The following is a 19,250-nucleotide window of genomic DNA, read 5'->3' on the forward strand; positions in this document are numbered from 1 at the left end:
TACGGAAGTGATTCCCGATGAATTTGAGTGATCTGCCTGCCCGCGAATTAGCCCGCCTCGACGCGGTGTGCTTGGAATATGAGTCCGCTCTTCGGCAAATCGCGGATGGAGAACCAGCAACCTCCGATTTGGTCAGCATTCAATCGCTTGTCGAACGACATGGCGGTGAGCACGCCGATCTGCTGCGTTCCGAATTGGAAGCGATTCGAGCCGAGATCGACGGGAACCTGGGTATCCACGGTGATTCAGGGGAGCTGACGCAGGTCCTGGCGTCTTCCAATGACACGCCGTCGCATAACCTGGCATTGCTGAACACACCCGCCCTGGAAGCGAACGGGACCTCCAACGGCTTTGGATCGCCTGCCTCGGCGGAAGAACGCGTCCAAAAGGCCTTGGCGAAGGCATCGTCCAACGACCCGGTCGATTCACTGCCGCCGATGGGCACCGAAATCGGCCCGTACCGCTTGGATGGAGTTCTGGGACGTGGCGGGATGGGCGTGGTGTACCGTGCCACCGACACCCGACTGGAACGCAGCGTCGCCGTCAAAATGCTCTCGACCAACGGGCATCCCACCTTGGTCGAAAGATTTCAACGCGAGGCCAAGGCCGTGGCTTCGTTGACCCACCCTAACATCGTCGAACTGTTCGATGTCGGGGTGCACGATGGGATGCCCTACGCCGTGATGGAGCATCTGCGTGGCGAGACACTGATGCGACGGATGGAACAGCGGCGAACGGATGTGGCACCGGTCACCACGCAAATGGTCCGGGTCTGGGGCAGGCAACTGGCCGAAGCCCTGGCAACCTCTCACGCGGCCGGAGTGATTCACCGCGATTTGAAACCCGAAAACGTGATGTTGGTTGGACGTCGCAGTGGTTCTCCCACGCCGTCAGCAGCGACCACCAACACGATCAGCAGTCATTCCCTGGCGACACAGCCTTCGAGCGAAAACTCCTTGCCATCGGTCAAACTCTTTGACTTTGGGTTGTCGCGTGTCGGTCGCGCTGTGTTTGGCCCTGGGGAATCGGATCCTGAGAATCAACACGACGACGCCAGCAATGACGAAGATGACGCGAAAACCCGTGCGGGCATGATCCTGGGGACGCCAGGTTACATGGCGCCCGAACAGGCTCGCGGCGAAACGGTCACGCCTGCCGCGGACGTGTTCTCGCTCGGGTGCGTGTTGTTCGAAGCGTTCTACGGACGCCCCGCCTTCACCGGAAAATCACCGGCTAGCCGTTACGCAGCGGTTTTGGAGAAGACTCCCTTGCCTGATCCTGGCCGCCGTCGCGACGACATCGCGCTGGCAGATTTGATCATGGCGATGATGCGAAAAACTCCTGCAGAACGTCCCACGGCGGCGACGGTGGTCACCGCGCTTTCGAGTGGCGGTGCAACCATGCCGCCTCAGGAGGGCGAGACGCTGGCATTGCCAATGGACGGCGTGTCGCTCACGCAGCCGATTCACATGGCTGGCGGCATTTCTCGTCGTCGGTTCGCTGAAATGGTCGGCGGAAGTTTCGCGGGCGCGTTGGTTGGGATGTCTGGACTGAGCGGCAACTGGAGCAAGTTGAACCAGATTCGCTCGATTGGCGTGCTCAGCTTCACTCCCGCCACACAACCTGAATCGACCGCGCAGGTTGATCCTCAACCCGCCGGCGGACGCATGCTGCAACGCGGTGAACTGTTGGCTGGCTTGGTCGCCAATGAACTGAGCCGCTTGGAAGGGTTGTCGGTACCCAAGTATGTGCCGATGACCGCCAGCTTCCCCGATCAATATCGCGATGCGGCATCGAGACTCGAAGTGGATGCCTTGGTCGCCGGCACCTTCACCGAGGCAACGGGCGCTCAAGGCGGTGTGATGGATGTCAATGTCCAAATCATTTGTGCCGAAACCGGCACGCAGATTTGGGGCAAAGTCATTCGCACCACCGCGGGCGACAACCTGATTGAACAAACCGACCTCGCCCGGCAAGTCGCGACCGCGATCAATCGGAGCTTGCTCGAACATCCCGGCGAATCCAAACCGCGTGACCCGGGCGCCTTCACCTGTTTGCTCAAAGGACGAACTCAAGCCGACCCGGACAGCATCGACGGAATGCGTTCGGCACTGAAGTGCTTCGACAGTGCGCTTCGAGAAGACCCCAATTACGCACCCGCACACGCGGGAAAAGGCCTGACATCGTTGACCCTGGCAGGCCGCGTTGGCGACGAAGAGGCTCAAGAGTTGATCATCCAAGCCCGGCAATCCGTTCAGATCGCATTGGAAATCGATACATCAAACGTGGAAGCTCGCTTGGCGTCGGCGATGTTGATGTATCAGAGTCTCGGCGATCTGATGCCAGCTCGCGATATTCTGCGTGGTTTGGCGAACGAGACGAGAAACTCATGGCAAGTGCACCACCAACTCGGCTGGGTCGAATTGATGTTGTACGAGGAGATGGCCGGTGTTCGTTCCCTTCGCATTGCCGCGTCGATGCACCCTTCTTCCAAGTTGTTGCAGTCGGACTTGGCACGTGCCCAGTGGTTCATTGCAAACAAGACTCGCGCGGTCAATGAAGCCAAGGCCGTGATGCCCAAGAGCGACGGGGACAAAATCGGTCCCGAGAGTTTCACTCGTGGTCTGCTGATTGATTTATACGAACACAGCAGCGACTTCAAATCCGCGGCGGACTTGGATCCAGAACTCAAGTGGACTGCAACCGACGGTGCTGATCGCTACTGGGAACAACGCGAGACGCGTTTGCAAACGCTCCCGTATGGTCCCTACGGGCCTTCCTTGAACGAAACCATTCTGCAGCTCCGCCGCACCGATGTTCCAACGCGAGAACCGGCCGAGCAACGATTGGCGAGACTGCTTCAAACCCGCAGCCCGATGCTGCCGTTGCTGTTGATCAAACACCCGCAATTCGATTCCATGCGGACGCTGCCAGCGGCTGGTGAAGCGTTCCCGGTGCTGAACCCACGCAACATCTGAACCGTGATTCAGGACTGGAAACAGGCTCCATTCCTGCTTCCTGCTGCAACAACAGCTCAGTTCGTGGCCTCGGCGGCTTCCGCCAGAGCGTTTTGGAACCAGCGTTTCAGTCGCGTGGCGATGGGAGCTTGATGCCAACCGAAATGCGCTTCCAAACGCATCCCTGCTGGCACGCGTTGGGCCTCGGTTGCCGACAGTTTCAGGACGCCTCGAAAATGCGGTTGCAGCAATCGCATCGCATCGATCGTTGCCTCTCCTAAACGATCATCACTCGAGGATACCGCCGAGGACTCATCCTTCATGCGAACCGCCAGTGGTCCCCCGTGAGTGGCGGCCAACGATGCGTTGGGCACTCGGTCGGATGCTCGTGGCTGAAGTTGATCGAGCGTGCCCCAAAACGTCTGCCGTCCAGCCGAAACCAACCGCACCGGTTCCCCGATTTGCTGTCGTACGTCTTCGACCTGAGACTGATTGATCACCGCCAAGACTTCTTTGTCCGTCGGCGTCGCAACCACCATCAGCACATCACCTTCGTTCACGTACGTGTTGAGTTTTGACAGCAAATCCTCGGCGATCACGCATCCCGATTGAACGGCCCGAACCTGCAACTGATCGGACTGCTTTCGAAGCGTTTGCAGTTTGTCCGAGATCGCTTGGCGATTGTCCAACAAAATCAGCCGCTCGGATTCCTCTCGTGACTCGATCGCTTTGCGAAGCCGGATGTCATTTTGCTGCTGTGCAATTCCCAACTCCGCGACTCGCTGCAGCAGCTCGCGGTTCTCGATGACCGCCAACCGGTCGCCCGCCTGAACCTGGTCTCCCGCGTTCACCAACAGTTCCACCAGGAACCCTTCCGCACCGACTCGCACGGCCGACTCCGGACGATACTGAACCACCACCGGAACTCGAACCGATGAGGGCACTGGCATCGCGACCAACATCCATCCGAGCATCCCCACTGCCAACGAACCAAGCCCCGCGCCGCGGCACACCTGAAGCGGGTGCGTGCGCCACAGCGTCCGCGTCGATTGCAACCAAGTCACAAACGGTTTGCCCCACCACATCCATCCTCCCAACACCGACAGCAAAACCCCTGCACCACCGAGCATTGTCGACGCCGCGATGCCCAGCGACACGCAGACGAGCACCCGCCAAGCGACCGCGCACCATCCGTAAACGAACACGGCCGTCCGTCGCCAACCCGTGTGGGAGCGAACCCAAGTGGCATCCCCCAAAAACCAACGCCGCAAGAACTGGCGCACCGATTGGTTGGCTTCGGTGGCCAAGTTGGGAACGTCCATCCCATCCGAAAGCATGAAGTAGCCATCGAATCGCATCAGCACGTTGGCATTGAACAAAACCGTCGAAAGTCCCGCCGTGAGAATCACATGGTGACACCACCAGCGGATCATCTCGCTCTCACAGAACACCCATCCCACGATCGCAAAGGAAGCGACAACGCCTTCGACAAACATGCCTGCCGAAGCAACTCCGATTCGCGACCAACGCGACGACAATCGCCAACAACTGGAGACATCAACGTAGGCCAGCGGTGTCATCAGCACCCAAACCACACCGGCTTCTCGCACCGTCCCGCCCGCGCGGTGACAGGCAATCGCATGCCCCAGCTCATGCACCAGTTTCAGCCCGATCGCCGTGAGCAACAACCAAGCCCAGTTGGACGGATCAAAGATCGACGCCGCCCCGGCAAGAAATTCCGACCACCGCGTCGTCAGCCCAAACAACGCCGCGACGATGAACAACACCCCGACCACCAACATCGGCGTTGAGAACAGAAACCCCAGAGCGAGTGAAAGCGGCAACAGCAACTTCGCCGCACCCGGAACCGGTGTTTTGATCCAAAAAGGATTCCACCGCATCAGTGATTGGGCCTTGGATTCGCTGGAATTTGACGTCTGACCGGAACGCCCCCTGCGAGGTGGCGGTGCATCGGCAAAGTGAGCCAATTGATGATCGATCAGCCAACGAGCGATCGACTCACATTGGGAAGACGAGGGAGCAGCACGTCCCATCTTCGCGGTGACCAACCCGCAGGCTTGCGCGATCGTACGATGCCCGTCGAGCGCAGACAGAAACGTGTACTCGGGCAGTCCCACGCGAAAGAATTCATGTGTGGCGGGAATTTCAATCCGATAGATCGGCTCCCCCGTTTCGCGGACGGGCCAGACCTTCACGTCACTCGCAATGCGAATCGGTTGTTGCTGCCAGTCGATGGTTCCGGGGTCACGCTGCGTCATCAGACACCCAACCAGCGAAGCAGCAGGTTCCACGGACGATGAAAGACGATCCATCCGATCGGACGCTTGTTCCCATAGATCGTCGCGCGGCCCTTCATGCCGGGTCGCAGCAAACCGTCTTGATCATCCACCGTGACCTCCGCCAGAAACACATTCTCGGAATCACGCAGGGTCGCCGCAGGGTGGATTCGCGTGATCGCACCGTGCATGACTCGGTCTGGCATCGCATGCGTGTGGATCTGCGTTCGCATTCCAGCACCAACGTAGGCGATGTCTTTTTCCGGGACTTCGATCTCGACCTTCATCGCACCGACCGGCGCGATTTCAAACAATGTTTCACCGCGAGTCAGGGGAGCGCCTTCGGATTGCTTCCAATCACCACTGACGATGATCCCATCGATCGGGCTGCGGATTTCCAGGTTGTTTTTGCGATGGTTCAGCAGTTCCGTTTGCGTCTTCAACCGATCGGCTTCGAACGCCGCAATCTGGCTCTTGCCAAAGTCGTGTGTCGCCATCGACCCGCGTCGTTCCTGGTCGGCTTGGCCGTGCAACGCTCGCAACCCAGCCAGCTCGTATTCCAATTCGCGAGGGTTGATCTTCGCCAATAATTCGCCAGCCTTGACGGTGTCACCCGGACGCACCAAGCACTCCTGCAGCGGGCCATCAAAAGGAGCGGCGATGAAGCGTCGTTGGACCGGTTGCAATTGCACGTTCGTGCGAATGTTGTGGTGAGCGGGCAGGAACATCAACAGGATGACCGCTGCGACGACACACACGGTGGCCCGTTGCCAGGTGGCACGGAACGAGCGAATCCCACGCACCAAGGACGCTTCCACACCGGTGGGCTGCAGTCGCTGAATGCTTTGAAGTTTGCTGCTTAACAACGGACCGAACGCTTCCAAAATCGAAGCCGCGGAGGGTTCATGCGGGTCCAGCACCAACAACACACCAAGATTCTCACCCGCCGTGTCGGCCAACGGGCAAGCCATCAAATTCCCGGATCCGATCGTCTTCAGCCATTGTCGCATCGCCATCGTGCCGGGCGACGATGCCACCTCGGTCGCGGCGACTTGGCTCAGTCCGTCTCCCAAACAAGCTTCTTCCGCGGCGGCCAGAGCTTCTCGCTGCTGTGTTTCCCCGTGCGATGAAGATGAAGACGATTCGACCGCGAATTTGACACCGTTGCAAGCGTGATCGCTGATGCACTTCAATCCAGCACCAGGACGATTTCGCCAGCACAAAACAGCGCCCTCGGCCTGCAACCACTGGCTCAACAAACGCGTGGCGATGGAGCCCGCTTCTTCGAATTCGTGACACCTGTCGAGCGTGGATTGCAGCTCAATCGCCGCCGCCAAAGTTTCGGCGCGACGCTGCAAATCGTGATGCGAGTCACGATCGAGCGAGTCGGGGGAATGGGTCGTGGCAGGGAACACGTGCTAGCGCACCGCAGGCGAAAGGGAAAGCGGTGCGTCGCTGACTCGGGTCCGTTTCGATTCGATCGATCGCGCCGACGCTTCCAAATCCAACCAGCAAACCACTCCACTGCGTAGGTCTCTGCTTTCGTTGTCCAAGACCACTCGAACGCGGACCGTTCCCGACTCGGCGTTGGCAACCGGCGAAATGTGTTCGAGCGTTCCCAGCACTGCGCGGCGAGCCCCACCGACGCGAACAACAACGGTTTGCCCTTCGGACAAGCGATCGACCCGTCGCAACGGGACGGAAAAGATGGCTTTCAGGCGATCGAGTTGCACCAATTGCAACAGCACCGGATCGGTTGGCGAAACAAACTCCCCCGCTTCCTTGGCAAACGAGACCACGACCCCATCCGCTGGTGCCTGAATCCGTCGTTGTTCCAACTGACAGATCACACGCTGGTGTTCCAACGCACGAACGCTCAACTCCTCCGTGACGCTTTGCAATCTCGCCAAGGCTTGTCGGTGATCGTTTTCGGCGCGTTCCAGCTCACGTGGCGTGGCATTGCCTTGCGTGAACAACCGGCGATAGCTTTGGACTTGTTGTTCACGAATGCCCACTTCGGCTTCCGCGGCCGTCTTGCCGCCAACGGCATCTTTCGCCGCTCGTGACACCTCCAGTGTTTTGCGCAACAACGCGTCCTCCAGTTGAGCCAACAGCTGACCTTCCTTGACCTCGTCGCCTTCACGAACTTTCAGTTCGGTGATCACGCCCATCTCGGATGAGGAGACGCTGATCCGGCGATAGGGTTCGGTGAAGGCTTCGTACTCATCCGCTGAGACGGTGTTCACGTAGCCGGTCCCCAGGGCTCCTGAATCCAACCAGCCCAAGCACTGCACACTCACCAAGACGCAAAGCGTCGCTATCCATTTGTGGTTCATTGTCCTGCATCCAATGCATGAAGTTGTGGGGCCGGATCACGGTTTGATTGAGCCTTGCGAACCAATCCGCGATCGCGTTCGTCCGCTTCCAGCAATTGCCGTCGGGCCGCAGCGGCCCGTTTGGCTTGCCGCTGTTGGATCGAGGCGATCTGGGAATCCACGGAAAGTGTTTCCATTTGGTCAGTCGCGATGGCACGCCGAATCGCTCGACCAACCCACGGGGCGGATTGGCTGACCAAATCATCTTCGGCCGACAAAAATGGCCGGCAACTGCCCGAGTCACCGCAGCGAGCACAACGGCCGATCAGCTGCCGATCGACACGTGCCGAACGATGGTGCTCCGCCACGATCACGTGCAATCCGCCTTTGGCTGCCACATCGGGATGCAGCCGAATGTCCGTTCCGCGACCGGCCAAGTTGGTCGCGACCGTGATCGCGTGTGGTTGGCCCGCGCGGGCGATCACCTCGGCTTCCTCGGTGTTTTGCAAGCCGTTGAGCAACTCACAGGAGAGGCCTTGCCGACGAATTTCCTCCGCAACGCAGTGGCTGGTCGCGATGTCCAGCGTGCCGACCAGAACGCAACGCCCCGCGTCGGTCATTCGGCGAGCTTCCCGGGCGATGGCAGCCACCTTTTCCTTGAACGTGTTGGTCACGTGGGTTGGGTGAACCACTCGTTGAGACGGCAGGCGAGGTGGCACCGTTTGCACATGCAAGCCATAGACCGACTTCAGCTCTTCCCGACAATCCCCCGCGGTTCCAGTGACTCCCGCCAAGTAGTCATACGAACGATAGAAACGCTGCCGGGTGATCTTCGCCAGTGCTTCGCTTTCACGCTGGATCGGCAACTCTTCTTTGGCCTCGATCGCTTGTTGCAAACCGCCGGACCAGGTTCGATCTTCATATATTCGGCCCGTGGATTGATCGACGATCCGAACGGATTGTTCGTCGATCACATAGTCCATTTCGCGACGGAGCGAATGCTTGGCCTGCAACGACAACTCGACGTATTCGTGCCAAGGCCGCCGCAGCGAAGCATCCGACCAATCTTCCAATGATTGGTAGGCGAGATCCAATCCCATGTCTGTCAGCTCAATCAGTTGACCGGTTGTTCGAAAGTCAACCCCTTCCCGGAGTGATTCCGCGACTGAGCGGGCATGTCGATGGACCGCGGCGTCCTCCGCCTCACCCGGCCGAGTGCCTGACAGCAACAAAGGTGACAATGCGTCATCAATCAGGACATGATCGATCTCGTCGACCAAAGCGACCGCGAGCCCACGTTGCAATCGTGCGTTGGTGGACGTCGTCGCACTCAGTCGGTTCAAGAGACCGGTGCCGGGACGCTGGCGAGCGGCCGTGTCCATGGCCAACTGGTCGCGAAGGTAGTCAAATCCAAACGCGTGCCCCGGCCCATAGGTCACATCGGCACGATACGCCGCCTGGCTCTGTTCCGGTGAGACGTCTTCGGGCAAGCAACGGGACTCGACGCCCAGCAACGCCCACGTTTCACGCAGCTCCTCATGATCCCGCTTGGCCAAGTACGCGTTGGGCGTTGCCACATGCACTCCTCGCCCCGGCAACGCGGCGATCAACGAAGCCACAAACAAAGCGTACGTTTTGCCTTCGCCGGTCTGCATTTCAGCAACGCCGCCCCGACGAGACATCCAGCCAGCCGAAACGATCAACCCAGCCCGCAATTGGACTTCAAACAATTCAATGCCGTGGGTTTGCTCCACGGCATCAAAGGCCAACACCAACGCGTCGACCAAACACTGTTCCCAGATCGCATCGTGTTGTCGCGATTTGCCGCGTGGATCACTGGCCAAATGTTGCACAAGACGAGTTCGCTGTGTCTGCCATCGACACGCCAAATCGCCGCGTGAACACTTCCGTCGTTCACTCAACTGGTCGCCGACGACTTGCAGAATCGTTTCGATTTCCATCGCTGGTCGTCCGGGCAACCAAGAGTGACCGGAGGCCGAAGTCAAAGCAGATCGCCAGTGGGTGGCCGCATTGAGAACGCTCATGGCAGGCTCCATTCCGGAACTGTTGGCAGCGTGAGTTGTTCGCCATCAATCATCCCGCCAAACGGTTCTGGCTCCGCTGGAATGAGCGTCGGTGTGTTGCTCAGAACAGGAGAAACATCCGCCACATCACACACCAACAGCACGCCCATGGCTTTGCGAAGCATGACCCATGAGAGAGCATGTGCAACTTGAGCTCGAACGAGACCACGTTCTTCGTCGGCCAAACGCTCTTGTGCATCGAGCAAATTCTCGATCAGCAAAATCGCGTTTTCATTCGGATCCGGCAGGTGAATCCAACGTTGCCGCAGGTATTCCACTTCGCGGGTCGCGGCGACGGTCGAATGTTGCTTGGCAATCAGCTCATTGAACAACGTTTGTGTTTCGCGAACGGCGATTTCGACTTCGGTGATCGCCGCTTCGGTGGTCTGCTGGAACTCGGCATACGAACGCGTCCATTCCCAGCGGTTGCGTCGCAAACGAGCTTGGTTGGCACGGTTTCCCCAAGGACGTTCAAAGATCAAACCCGCGGAGTAGGTCGGACGCCCTTCGCTGAACTGGCGGCCAATGGCGCCCACCGTGTTTCGACTGGTGTCCAACCCCGAAACATACGAACTGAGCAGCAAGTCCAATTGCGGCAACACTTGGTTGCGAGCGGCACCGACGCGTGTCGAAACCGCATGCATTTGTTGCAGGCTCTGCACAATGTCAGGACGATTGTCGAGGGCGGTCAGCGTCGCGTCACGCGTGCTCAACTCGATCGACTGCATCAACGGTCGCTCGACCGGCACCATTTCGAATTGCGCGAACTGGACGAATTGGCGGTCACCGGTCAGCAATCGCAACTTGGATTGCGCGTTGCGAATCCGAGTTTCGATGCGGACCAAATCCGCCTGACGTTTCGCCACCGCAACATTGGCACGCAAGATTTGCCGCTGTTGAGAATCGACCGCGCCGCGAGCATTGAGTACCGATTGCATCTCCACCGCACTGGCCAACAAGCGATGGCGTTGCAACCATTCGGCACGGGCTTGGTAAAGTTCCCAGTACGCAGTGGTGACATCGACAAGGTGCGTCTGGATTTCTTCACGCACTTCGCTGTTGGTGATCTGCGCATCAATCTTGGCCAGGATCACGCGAGTCCGATTGACCGCTTTGCCATGATCCCGAAGCAGCGGTTGCGAGAAGTTCAACTCCAACCGCGAGGTGCCTTGCGGGTTGGGTGTCAGGAAGGTGGAGTTATTGCTTTGAAAGCCACCACGCTGCACCACTTCCAGATTCCCGCCGCTGGTCAGCTTTTTGCGAACACCGGCCGAAGAGGCAAACAGATTGTCACGGAAACGATCGGATTGGTCACCGGTGGTCAGTTCGCTGCCGACCGGATCGTTTGTGTCCGTGTAATTTGCATCCAAGAAGGTCAGGGGGTCGAACTGCGCGTCAGCGATCACGATGTCCGTCATCGAGATCTGTGGTTCGGTCAGCAGGCTGCGGATGTAGGGTGAAGCGACCAGAGCCGTCTGAGCCAATCCCGACGCATCAACCGCAGTGTGTTGTTCGGCCAAACCCAGCGGACGCGAGACGTCGGCGTCCCACCACACGACTTGAGGATCGAGCTGGCTGACTTCACCACTGAGCGGTGCATAATTGGACAACGCAGGAGAATTACGGAACCAGCAATTCGCGTCGCCTTCGGCGGGCACTTCGCTCTCCAGAACTCGGTCCCGGTAAGGGTCCACTTGGTTCGCGTACGGACCGCTCGGAATCGCATCCGGGATCGGCAACTGAACCGTCACGTGAGAGCGATACGGATTCGGCTCGCTTTCGATGGTATGCTGGTTGGCAGAAATTGACTTGGCTGCATGAGACTGCGTGGAATGATCCAACGGTTCAACCGGCATCTCCCCCTTCAGCGTGACCTGACTCGATCCCGCCATCAAACCCAGCACCCCGATGGCACAAACCCACCTGCGGCTGACCGCAAGTGAATCGCGCAGCGACCCGCAAGGTTTGCAAAGACGCAATCCTTCGTGGGGACCGTCGGTGGGTTTCACGCGTTGTTTCATTGAGTTGCTGAGGCAAGTTCGGTCTGGAATGGCAAATCGGTATGACTCCAGACACCTGTTCCTTGGTGTGATCGACCGAACCCGTGGAACTAATTCAGGTGCAACGATGCATTTATCCTGCACGACCGGCCCCGCGGATGAAACGAACGTTGCAAACCGCACATCTTCACCAGGCCAGAAAGAAAACTTGGTTTACCCAACCTGTTTTCGCGGCCTCCTGTTGTTTTGTCGCCTACGTTTCGGCGGACGACCGGCCCACACCAATGGGTTGTACCGTGAGCAAACCTGTGTCGAAGCTGTTGTCCCTTGTTCGAACACAGATGTGCGAGGGATCCAATGTCAAAATGGACGAAACACTGGTGGCAGCATTGCTGCTTGAGGGTGGATCACGTCGTGACATTGGCGCAGCATTCCGTTTGGTCTCGCGGCCCAGCGTCTCACGGCAAGCGATCCCCCAATGTCAGCACGCTCGAACCCATGGTGCTGTTCAGTGCCACGCCGATCGATCCCGCGATGATGGACGGGGCCTCCTTGGGGGAAGCGTCTGCCACCGCAACGGTAATGGAAATCCCCTTGGATTCGGAAACCGAAGCACAACAGAGCACCACCTCATCGAGCGTTCAAAATCCCGAGGAACAGTCGGCCTCCGTCGCCAGCGAGATCATTTTCATTGATGCGCTGACACCGGACCTGGAGGCGTTGCTGGAAGACCTGCGTCTGCATCGCGAGGGCAGCGAAGTGATTGTCCTGGACGCGGATCGAGATGGGATCGCGCAGATCACTGAGCTTTTGGAATCACGCACCGGCATCCGTTCGTTGCAAATCATTTCGCACGCGGAAGATGCCTCGGTTCGACTGGGAAACCTGTGGCTTGGGGCGGACAACCTGGATGCCCACGCGGGTCAGATCGCATCTTGGCAGCACGCCCTGACATCGGATGCAGACATCCTTTTTTATGGCTGCGATCTGGCCGCCGATGCCTCGGGCAGAACGCTGGTCGACTCCATCGCGGCACTGACGGGCGCGGATGTGGCCGCCAGCGATGACGACACCGGACACGCTCGTTACAACGCGGACTGGGACCTGGAATATGCGACCGGGATCATTGACAGCGATGTCGTTGTCAGCGAAGCGTTCCAAGACACCTGGGGTCACAAGCTGGCCACGATCACAGTCACCACGTGGATTGACGAGTCCAACGACAATGGCGAAATGTCGTTGAGAGAGGCCATCACATTGGCCAATGCGGGTGCCGGCGGGGACACAATCGTTTTCGACGCATCCCTGGACACATCGACGGTCTTCCAACTCACCCGTCATCAATCGGAAGATGACGTCAATTCCTATGGCGACCTCGATATCCTGAAGGATGTCACCATCGTCGGGCATGGGATCAACAACACGATCATTGACGGGGGAGAACTCAGCCGAATCTTTGACGTTCGTGGAGGCACGTTGACAATCTCGGATGTGACCTTGCAAGGTGGACGTTCTGGTTCCAACTCGGGCGGTGGCATTCAAGTCAACGCCTCGACCGGACTGATCGTGGATCGAGCTCTGCTGACGAACAACTCCGGGGTCGACGGTGGAGCAATCAGCAACTACGGAACCATTGAACTGACCGACGTTTCCATCATCGACAACGGTGGCATCGCCGGGCAAAGCACCAACACCGGCGGCGGGATCCAAAACCGCGGAACCGCCCACTTGAACCGTGTGACCTTGTCTGGCAATGTGGCAACCGTTGGTGGTGCTATCTTCGTTGAGGCAGATGCCACGCTGACATCGTTGACCAACGTCACCATCAGTGGCAACACGGGCACCAACGTCGGTGGCGGAATCTACACGAAGGCAGTCACGAACGTTGTTCATTCGACGATCACGCTCAACACCTCCACCGTCGGTGGGGGGATCTTTGTTGAGTCGGGCACCACAACCGTTGCCAATTCGATTGTCACTGGCAACACGGGAATCAACGCGAGTCCTGATGTCCAGGGGACATTCACTTCCAGCGGTGGCAACCTGATTGGAAATCTCGGATCGGCATCCGGGTTTGGCGGCGACGACCTCATCGGCCAAAACGCGGATTTGGGGACGCTCGCCAACAACGGCGGCTATGTCCAAACACACAAATTGCAAGGCAGCAGCGCGGCGATCGATGCTGGCCAACCAGAGAATGAAGTTGGCGAAGACGCACGCGGGTACAGTTCGCTGGACGGACGACTCGACAGCGGATCCTATCAAGCCCAGGCTGGCGTGATCGATCGTATCTTCTGGATCGACAGTGGAACCGATGAGATTCGTTCATCCAAACTGGATGGGACCGATGTCCAAACGGTCCGCAGTGGATTGTCAACGCCAGACGAACTGTTCGTGGATTCCGTCAATCAACACATCTATTTTTCAGAACCGAATAGCGATCGCATTCGCCGTGTCAACTTCGACGGCACAGGACTGGTGAATGTTCTCACGGGATTGGATGAGCCTCGAGGGATGGCGATTGATCTCGCCAACGACAAGATCTATTGGGTGGAAGACGGTGACGCCTACAATGCCGTCAAACGCTCGGACCTGGATGGCGGGAATACGGAAACACTTGCGTTGGTGACGGCGGGCTTTAACCTGACCAAACCAGACGACATCAAACTGGACCTCGTCAACGGCCATATTTATTGGAGTGACGAGCTGACAAAAAAAGTCGAACGCATGGACCTGGACGGTTCCAACCGAACCACTCTTTTCACCCAGGCTGGCTTTGGCAACGCAGTCAATGGTTTGGCTCTCGACATCGCCAATGACACGCTCTATTACACCGTCGCCGGAACTGACAATGAAATATGGCGTGCCGATCTCGACGGGACGAATCGCAGTGCCTTGATTGATTCCGGCCTGACTCACCCCGACGGGTTGACGATCGATCACGTCAACCAAAAGTTGTACTGGACCGATTCCAACTCGCCTGGGATCTCCATGTCTGATCTGGATGGCAACAATGTCACCAGTCTCGGAATCACAGGTTTGGGCACGCCGCGTGGGATCTCACTGGGAGCCTCGCAAACCAACCAAGCTCCCATTTCAATTGGGTTTCAACCCAATGAATTGGTCGAGAACACAAACACCGCGGCGGGCCTGAGTGTGGGTCAGTTGTCAGCCATCGATGCGGATGAAAACGAAACCTTCACCTACACCGTCGCGGGTGGCCCGGACGCCGCAAAGTTCACGATCGGTGGCGGAAATTCAGATGAATTGATTTTGACCGACGGGGTGTTGGATTACGAAAACCAATCGTCGTACTCCCTCGTTGTGAACGTCGCTGATTCCGTGGGAAACATCACGTCGCAAACCCTCACGCTGCGTGTTCAAAACCAAGCCGAACTCGACGGCCTTTGGTTCAGCACGGACAAGGATGTCAGCGAGTCAGGTGTCACAGGTTTGCCCAACTGGGGAAATGACCAAACGATTCAAATCAGTGACCCTGGATTGACTCTGGGGAACAGCACCAGCGGCTCGGCATCCACTTCCGGTTTCCGTTTAGAAAACTTCATCTCGGAAACGAATGTTTCCATTGCCGGGATGCATGCCGTTTGGTCCGGGTTGAGCGTCGGTTCGGGGACCAACAGCTTTGAGTTGCTAGCAGGCGACCTGATCTTTGCGATTGACAAGAGCGGCATCGATTTTTCGAGTGCCACGGAACCCGACAAGGAATTTGACAGCGAAGACGTGATTGTGTTTCGTGCGTCCACGCCAGGGGATTATTCCTCCGGAGACTTCTTTCTCTTGCTCGAAGATCCTCTGGGAGGAGATGACATCCAAGGGATTTCGCTGGTCGAAAGTGTCGGTGGCGTCACGGTTGGGGACACCACTCTCAGCCAAGGAACCTTCCTGTTCACCCGGTCGGGTAGCGAAGACGATCGAGTCTACACCTACACCGCAGACACAGTCGGTGAATCAAACACATCCGGTACCGAAGCAATCCTGATCGAAGGAGATGACTCCGTCGAAAACAACAACGGCGGCAACTTGGACTTCAACGAAGAAATCGCTGGGCTGCATCTCGTTGAGTCCAACACAACGATTGGCGGCGTCGCCGTCAACGCCGGCGATCTACTGATTTCCGTTCATGCAGGTGGTGAATCGTCGACCACCATCGGTGGAGTGACCGGGACAAACCAAGACGTCTTTCGGTTGACCATGACGTCCACCCGAATTGGCGGCAATGCATCCGTCGCTTCCGTGGAATTGCTGTTCGATGGCACGGACATTGGACTGAACCAATTCGACGATCAAGAAATCAACTCACTCACCTTCGTGGAGGGAACCTCCGCCAATTCGCCGATTAGCTCGATCGCTGACAGCGACACCGATTCCAACGAAGTCGATGAAGATGCTGACATCGGCGACACGGTCGGCGTCCAGGCCTTCGCCGCCGACACGGATGGCGAAACGGTGACATACAGCTTGGTGAGTGATCCCGATTCTAAGTTCACGATCAACTCGGCAACCGGAATCGTCACACTGGCTGCCACACTGGACTACTCCACCGCATCCGAGCACAGCTTCACGGTCCGCGCCACCAGCACGGATTCATCGTTCACCGAAGAAACCTTCACGGTGGATGTCATCCAGGCCAACGCTGCTCCTTCCTTCAATATCACGACGGTGTTGGGATCCATTTCGGAAGACGCTGACCTAACCGGTGGCGTGCATGTGGCCAACGTCGTGCTCACCGATGATGGACAAGGAACCAACACATTCAATTTGTTTGGTGCCCACGCCGCCTTCTTTGAACTGCGTGATTCAAACACGAAGTTGTACCTAAAGGAGAGCGTGGAACTCGATTTTGACACTCAAAGCGTCTTAAATCTCTTTGTGTCGGTGGACGACGCAACCGTTGGTTCCAGTCCGGACGATACCGACCCGTTTTCGCTCACGGTCACCGATGTGAACTCCGCCCCGGTCGTTTCGCTGAGCCAGAGCGGCGACTCGTTGCCAGAATCCACCGCCACCGGTTCACGCATCAAGATGGCCGACATCATCCTCACCGATGATGGAACCGGCACGAACACGCTGTCTCTGTCAGGCACCGACGCCGGCCTGTTCGAAATCGACGGAACCGAATTGTTCTGGACAGGTGACTCGGCCCTCGACTTCGAATCAAAACCCGCCCTGAACGTGACCGTCAATGTCGACGACACCGCGCTGGGCGCGGGCATCGACTCATCGACCAACTTCACGTTGACCGTCACCGATGTCAACGAAGCACCCACCCTCAGTCTGTCCAACCTCGTCACAACCATCAGCGAAGGGCAAGACACCTCGTCCGGAATGAAGGTCGCCGACATCACGATCACCGATGATGCCCTCGGCACCGAAACGTTGTCCCTGTCCGGTGCGGATGCCGCGTTGTTCCGAATCGATGGCACCGAGGTCTGGTTGATCGACAACGCCACGCTCGACTACGACAGCAACAGCGTCCTCGATGTCACCGTTTCCGTTGACGACAACACCGTCGGATCCACGCCGGACGACAGCCAAGCGTTTTCGATCAACGTCACCGATGTGAACACCGCCCCGGTCGTTTCGCTCAGCCAGAGCGGCGACTCGTTGCCGGAATCCACCGCCACCGGTTCACGCATCAAGATGGCCGACATCATCCTCACCGATGATGGAACCGGCACGAACACGCTGTCGCTGTCAGGCACCGACGCCGGCCTGTTCGAAATCGACGGAACCGAATTGTTCTGGACCGGTGACTCAGCCCTCGACTTCGAATCAAAACCCGCCCTGAACGTGACCGTCAATGTCGACGACACCGCGCTGGGCGCGGGCATCGACTCATCGACCAACTTCACGTTGACCGTCACCGACGTCAATGAAGCCCCCACGCTCGGTCTGGCCAATCAAGTCACCACGATCAGCGAAAGTGCGGACCTGTCGTCCGGCATGAAGGTCGCTGACATCGTCGTCACGGATGATGCCCTCGGCACCGAAACGCTTGCGCTAGTCGGAGCCGATGCGGCCTTGTTCCGCATTGATGGCACAGAGCTCTGGTTGGTCAACGACGCCGCACTGAATTTCGATAGCAATCCGACGCTGGACGTGACGGTCGAAGTCTACGACGCGAGCTTGTCCGCCAGTGCTCTGGATAGCGTCGCTCATTCGATGTCCGTGACAGACGTGAACTCGTCGCCAACGGTGAGCCTGAGCCAAGCAGGAACGTCGCTTGCAGAAGACACCTCAACAGGCACACGAATCAAGATGGCGGACATCACCGTCACCGACGATGGCACGGGAACGAATGAGCTGTCTTTGTCAGGCGACGACGCGGCTTTGTTTGAGATCGATGGTAACGAATTGTTTCTGAAGAGCGGCACAAGCCTCGATTTCGAGACCGCATCGACGCTCGATGTGACAGTCAATGTAGACGACTCCTCGCTCGGCGCCGGAATCGATTCCTCGACAGACTTCACGTTGACCGTCACCGACGTCAACGAAGCCCCCACGCTCAGTCTGTCCAACCTCGTCACAACGATCAGCGAAGGACAAGACACCTCGTCCGGTATGAAAGTCGCCGACATCACGATCACCGATGATGCCCTCGGCACCGAAACATTGTCGCTGTCCGGTGCGGATGCAGGCCTGTTCCGAATCGATGGCACCGAGGTCTGGTTGATCGACAACGCCACGCTCGACTTTGACAGCAACAGCGTCCTCGATGTCACCGTTTCCGTCGACGACAACACCGTCGGTTCCACGCCGGACGACAGCCAAGCGTTCTCGATCAACGTCACCGACGTGAACTCCGCCCCGGTCGTGACGCTCAGCCAGAGCGGTGATTCGTTGCCGGAATCCACCGCCACCGGTTCACGCATCAAGATGGCCGACATCATCCTCACCGATGATGGAACTGGCACGAACACGCTGTCGCTGTCAGGCACCGACGCCGGCCTGTTCGAAATCGACGGCACAGAATTGTTCTGGACCGGTGACTCGGCCCTCGACTACGAATCAAAACCCGCCCTGAATGTGACCGTCAATGTCAACGACACCTCGCTGGGTTCTGGCATCGATTCATCGACCAACTTCACTCTGACCGTCACGGATGTCAACGAAGCACCCACCCTCGGTCTGTCCAACCTCGTCACAACGATCAGCGAGGGACAAGACACTTCGTCCGGTATGAAAGTCGCCGACGTCACGATCACCGATGATGCCCTCGGCACCGAAACATTGTCGCTGTCCGGTGCGGATGCAGGCCTGTTCCGAATCGATGGCACCGAGGTCTGGTTGATCGACAACGCCACGCTCGACTTTGACAGCAACAGCGTCCTCGATGTCACCGTTTCCGTCGACGACAACACCGTCGGTTCCACGCCGGACGACAGCCAAGCGTTCTCGATCAACGTCACCGACGTGAACTCCGCCCCGGTCGTGACGCTCAGCCAGAGCGGTGATTCGTTGCCGGAATCCACCGCCACCGGTTCACGCATCAAGATGGCCGACATCATCCTCACCGATGATGGAACTGGCACGAACACGCTGTCGCTGTCAGGCACCGACGCCGGCCTGTTCGAAA

General features: G+C 58.1%; 7 protein-coding genes. 2 read left to right on the forward strand and 5 right to left on the reverse strand.

The genetic code is table 11. The features are described 5' to 3' along the window. Window positions 1-17 precede the first annotated feature (17 nt). A complete protein-coding gene (locus tag RISK_RS25755) occupies window positions 18-2,978 on the forward strand; it encodes a protein kinase domain-containing protein (protein WP_047817202.1) in 2,961 nt (986 codons plus the stop codon). 56 nt (window positions 2,979-3,034) lie between these two features. On the opposite strand, the gene RISK_RS25760 is transcribed toward RISK_RS25755, so the two are convergent. Genes RISK_RS25760 through RISK_RS25780 form a run of 5 tightly spaced genes read right to left on the reverse strand, consistent with a single transcriptional unit; the run spans window position 3,035 to window position 11,662 of the window. Next, window positions 3,035-5,290 carry an efflux RND transporter periplasmic adaptor subunit gene (locus tag RISK_RS25760; protein ID WP_236696710.1) on the reverse strand — a complete coding sequence of 752 codons (2,256 nt, stop codon included), beginning with the start codon at window positions 5,288-5,290 and terminating at the stop codon, window positions 3,035-3,037. Further along, on the reverse strand, window positions 5,236-6,669 hold the full coding sequence (locus RISK_RS25765; protein WP_047817203.1) for an efflux RND transporter periplasmic adaptor subunit: 1,434 nt from the start codon (window positions 6,667-6,669) through the stop codon (window positions 5,236-5,238). Before RISK_RS25765 ends, RISK_RS25760 begins: the two co-directional genes overlap by 55 nt. 3 nt (window positions 6,670-6,672) lie before the next feature. Next, entirely contained in the window at window positions 6,673-7,590 is a 918-nt protein-coding gene (locus RISK_RS25770; RefSeq protein WP_083435176.1) for an efflux RND transporter periplasmic adaptor subunit, read from the reverse strand. Beyond that, window positions 7,587-9,614, reverse strand: a complete 2,028-nt coding sequence (locus tag RISK_RS25775) for a preprotein translocase subunit SecA (RefSeq protein ID WP_047817220.1) — start codon at window positions 9,612-9,614, stop codon at window positions 7,587-7,589. The genes RISK_RS25770 and RISK_RS25775 overlap by 4 nt, the downstream gene beginning before the upstream one ends. Then, window positions 9,611-11,662: a TolC family protein gene (locus RISK_RS25780; protein ID WP_236696711.1), complete on the reverse strand. Its 2,052-nt coding sequence runs from the start codon at window positions 11,660-11,662 to the stop codon at window positions 9,611-9,613. Before RISK_RS25780 ends, RISK_RS25775 begins: the two co-directional genes overlap by 4 nt. Window positions 11,663-12,010: 348 nt before the next feature. Between RISK_RS25780 and RISK_RS25790 the strand changes: the two genes are divergently transcribed. Then, a partial coding sequence (locus tag RISK_RS25790; protein ID WP_083435178.1) for a DUF4347 domain-containing protein occupies window positions 12,011-19,250 on the forward strand: 7,240 nt, incomplete at its 3' end.

Origin of the sequence: Rhodopirellula islandica, from assembly GCF_001027925.1 — a bacterium.
GTDB classification, from domain to species: domain Bacteria; phylum Planctomycetota; class Planctomycetia; order Pirellulales; family Pirellulaceae; genus Rhodopirellula; species Rhodopirellula islandica.

Bases quoted from the DNA above. Each gene is read 5' to 3' on its own strand.
- RISK_RS25770 (WP_083435176.1), bottom strand. From the start codon at position 7,590: ATGAACCACAAATGGATAGCGACGCTTTGCGTCTTGGTGAGTGTGCAG.
- RISK_RS25775 (WP_047817220.1), bottom strand. From the start codon at position 9,614: ATGAGCGTTCTCAATGCGGCCACCCACTGGCGATCTGCTTTGACTTCG.
- RISK_RS25760 (WP_236696710.1), bottom strand. From the start codon at position 5,290: ATGGATCGTCTTTCATCGTCCGTGGAACCTGCTGCTTCGCTGGTTGGG.
- RISK_RS25755 (WP_047817202.1), top strand. From the start codon at position 18: ATGAATTTGAGTGATCTGCCTGCCCGCGAATTAGCCCGCCTCGACGCG.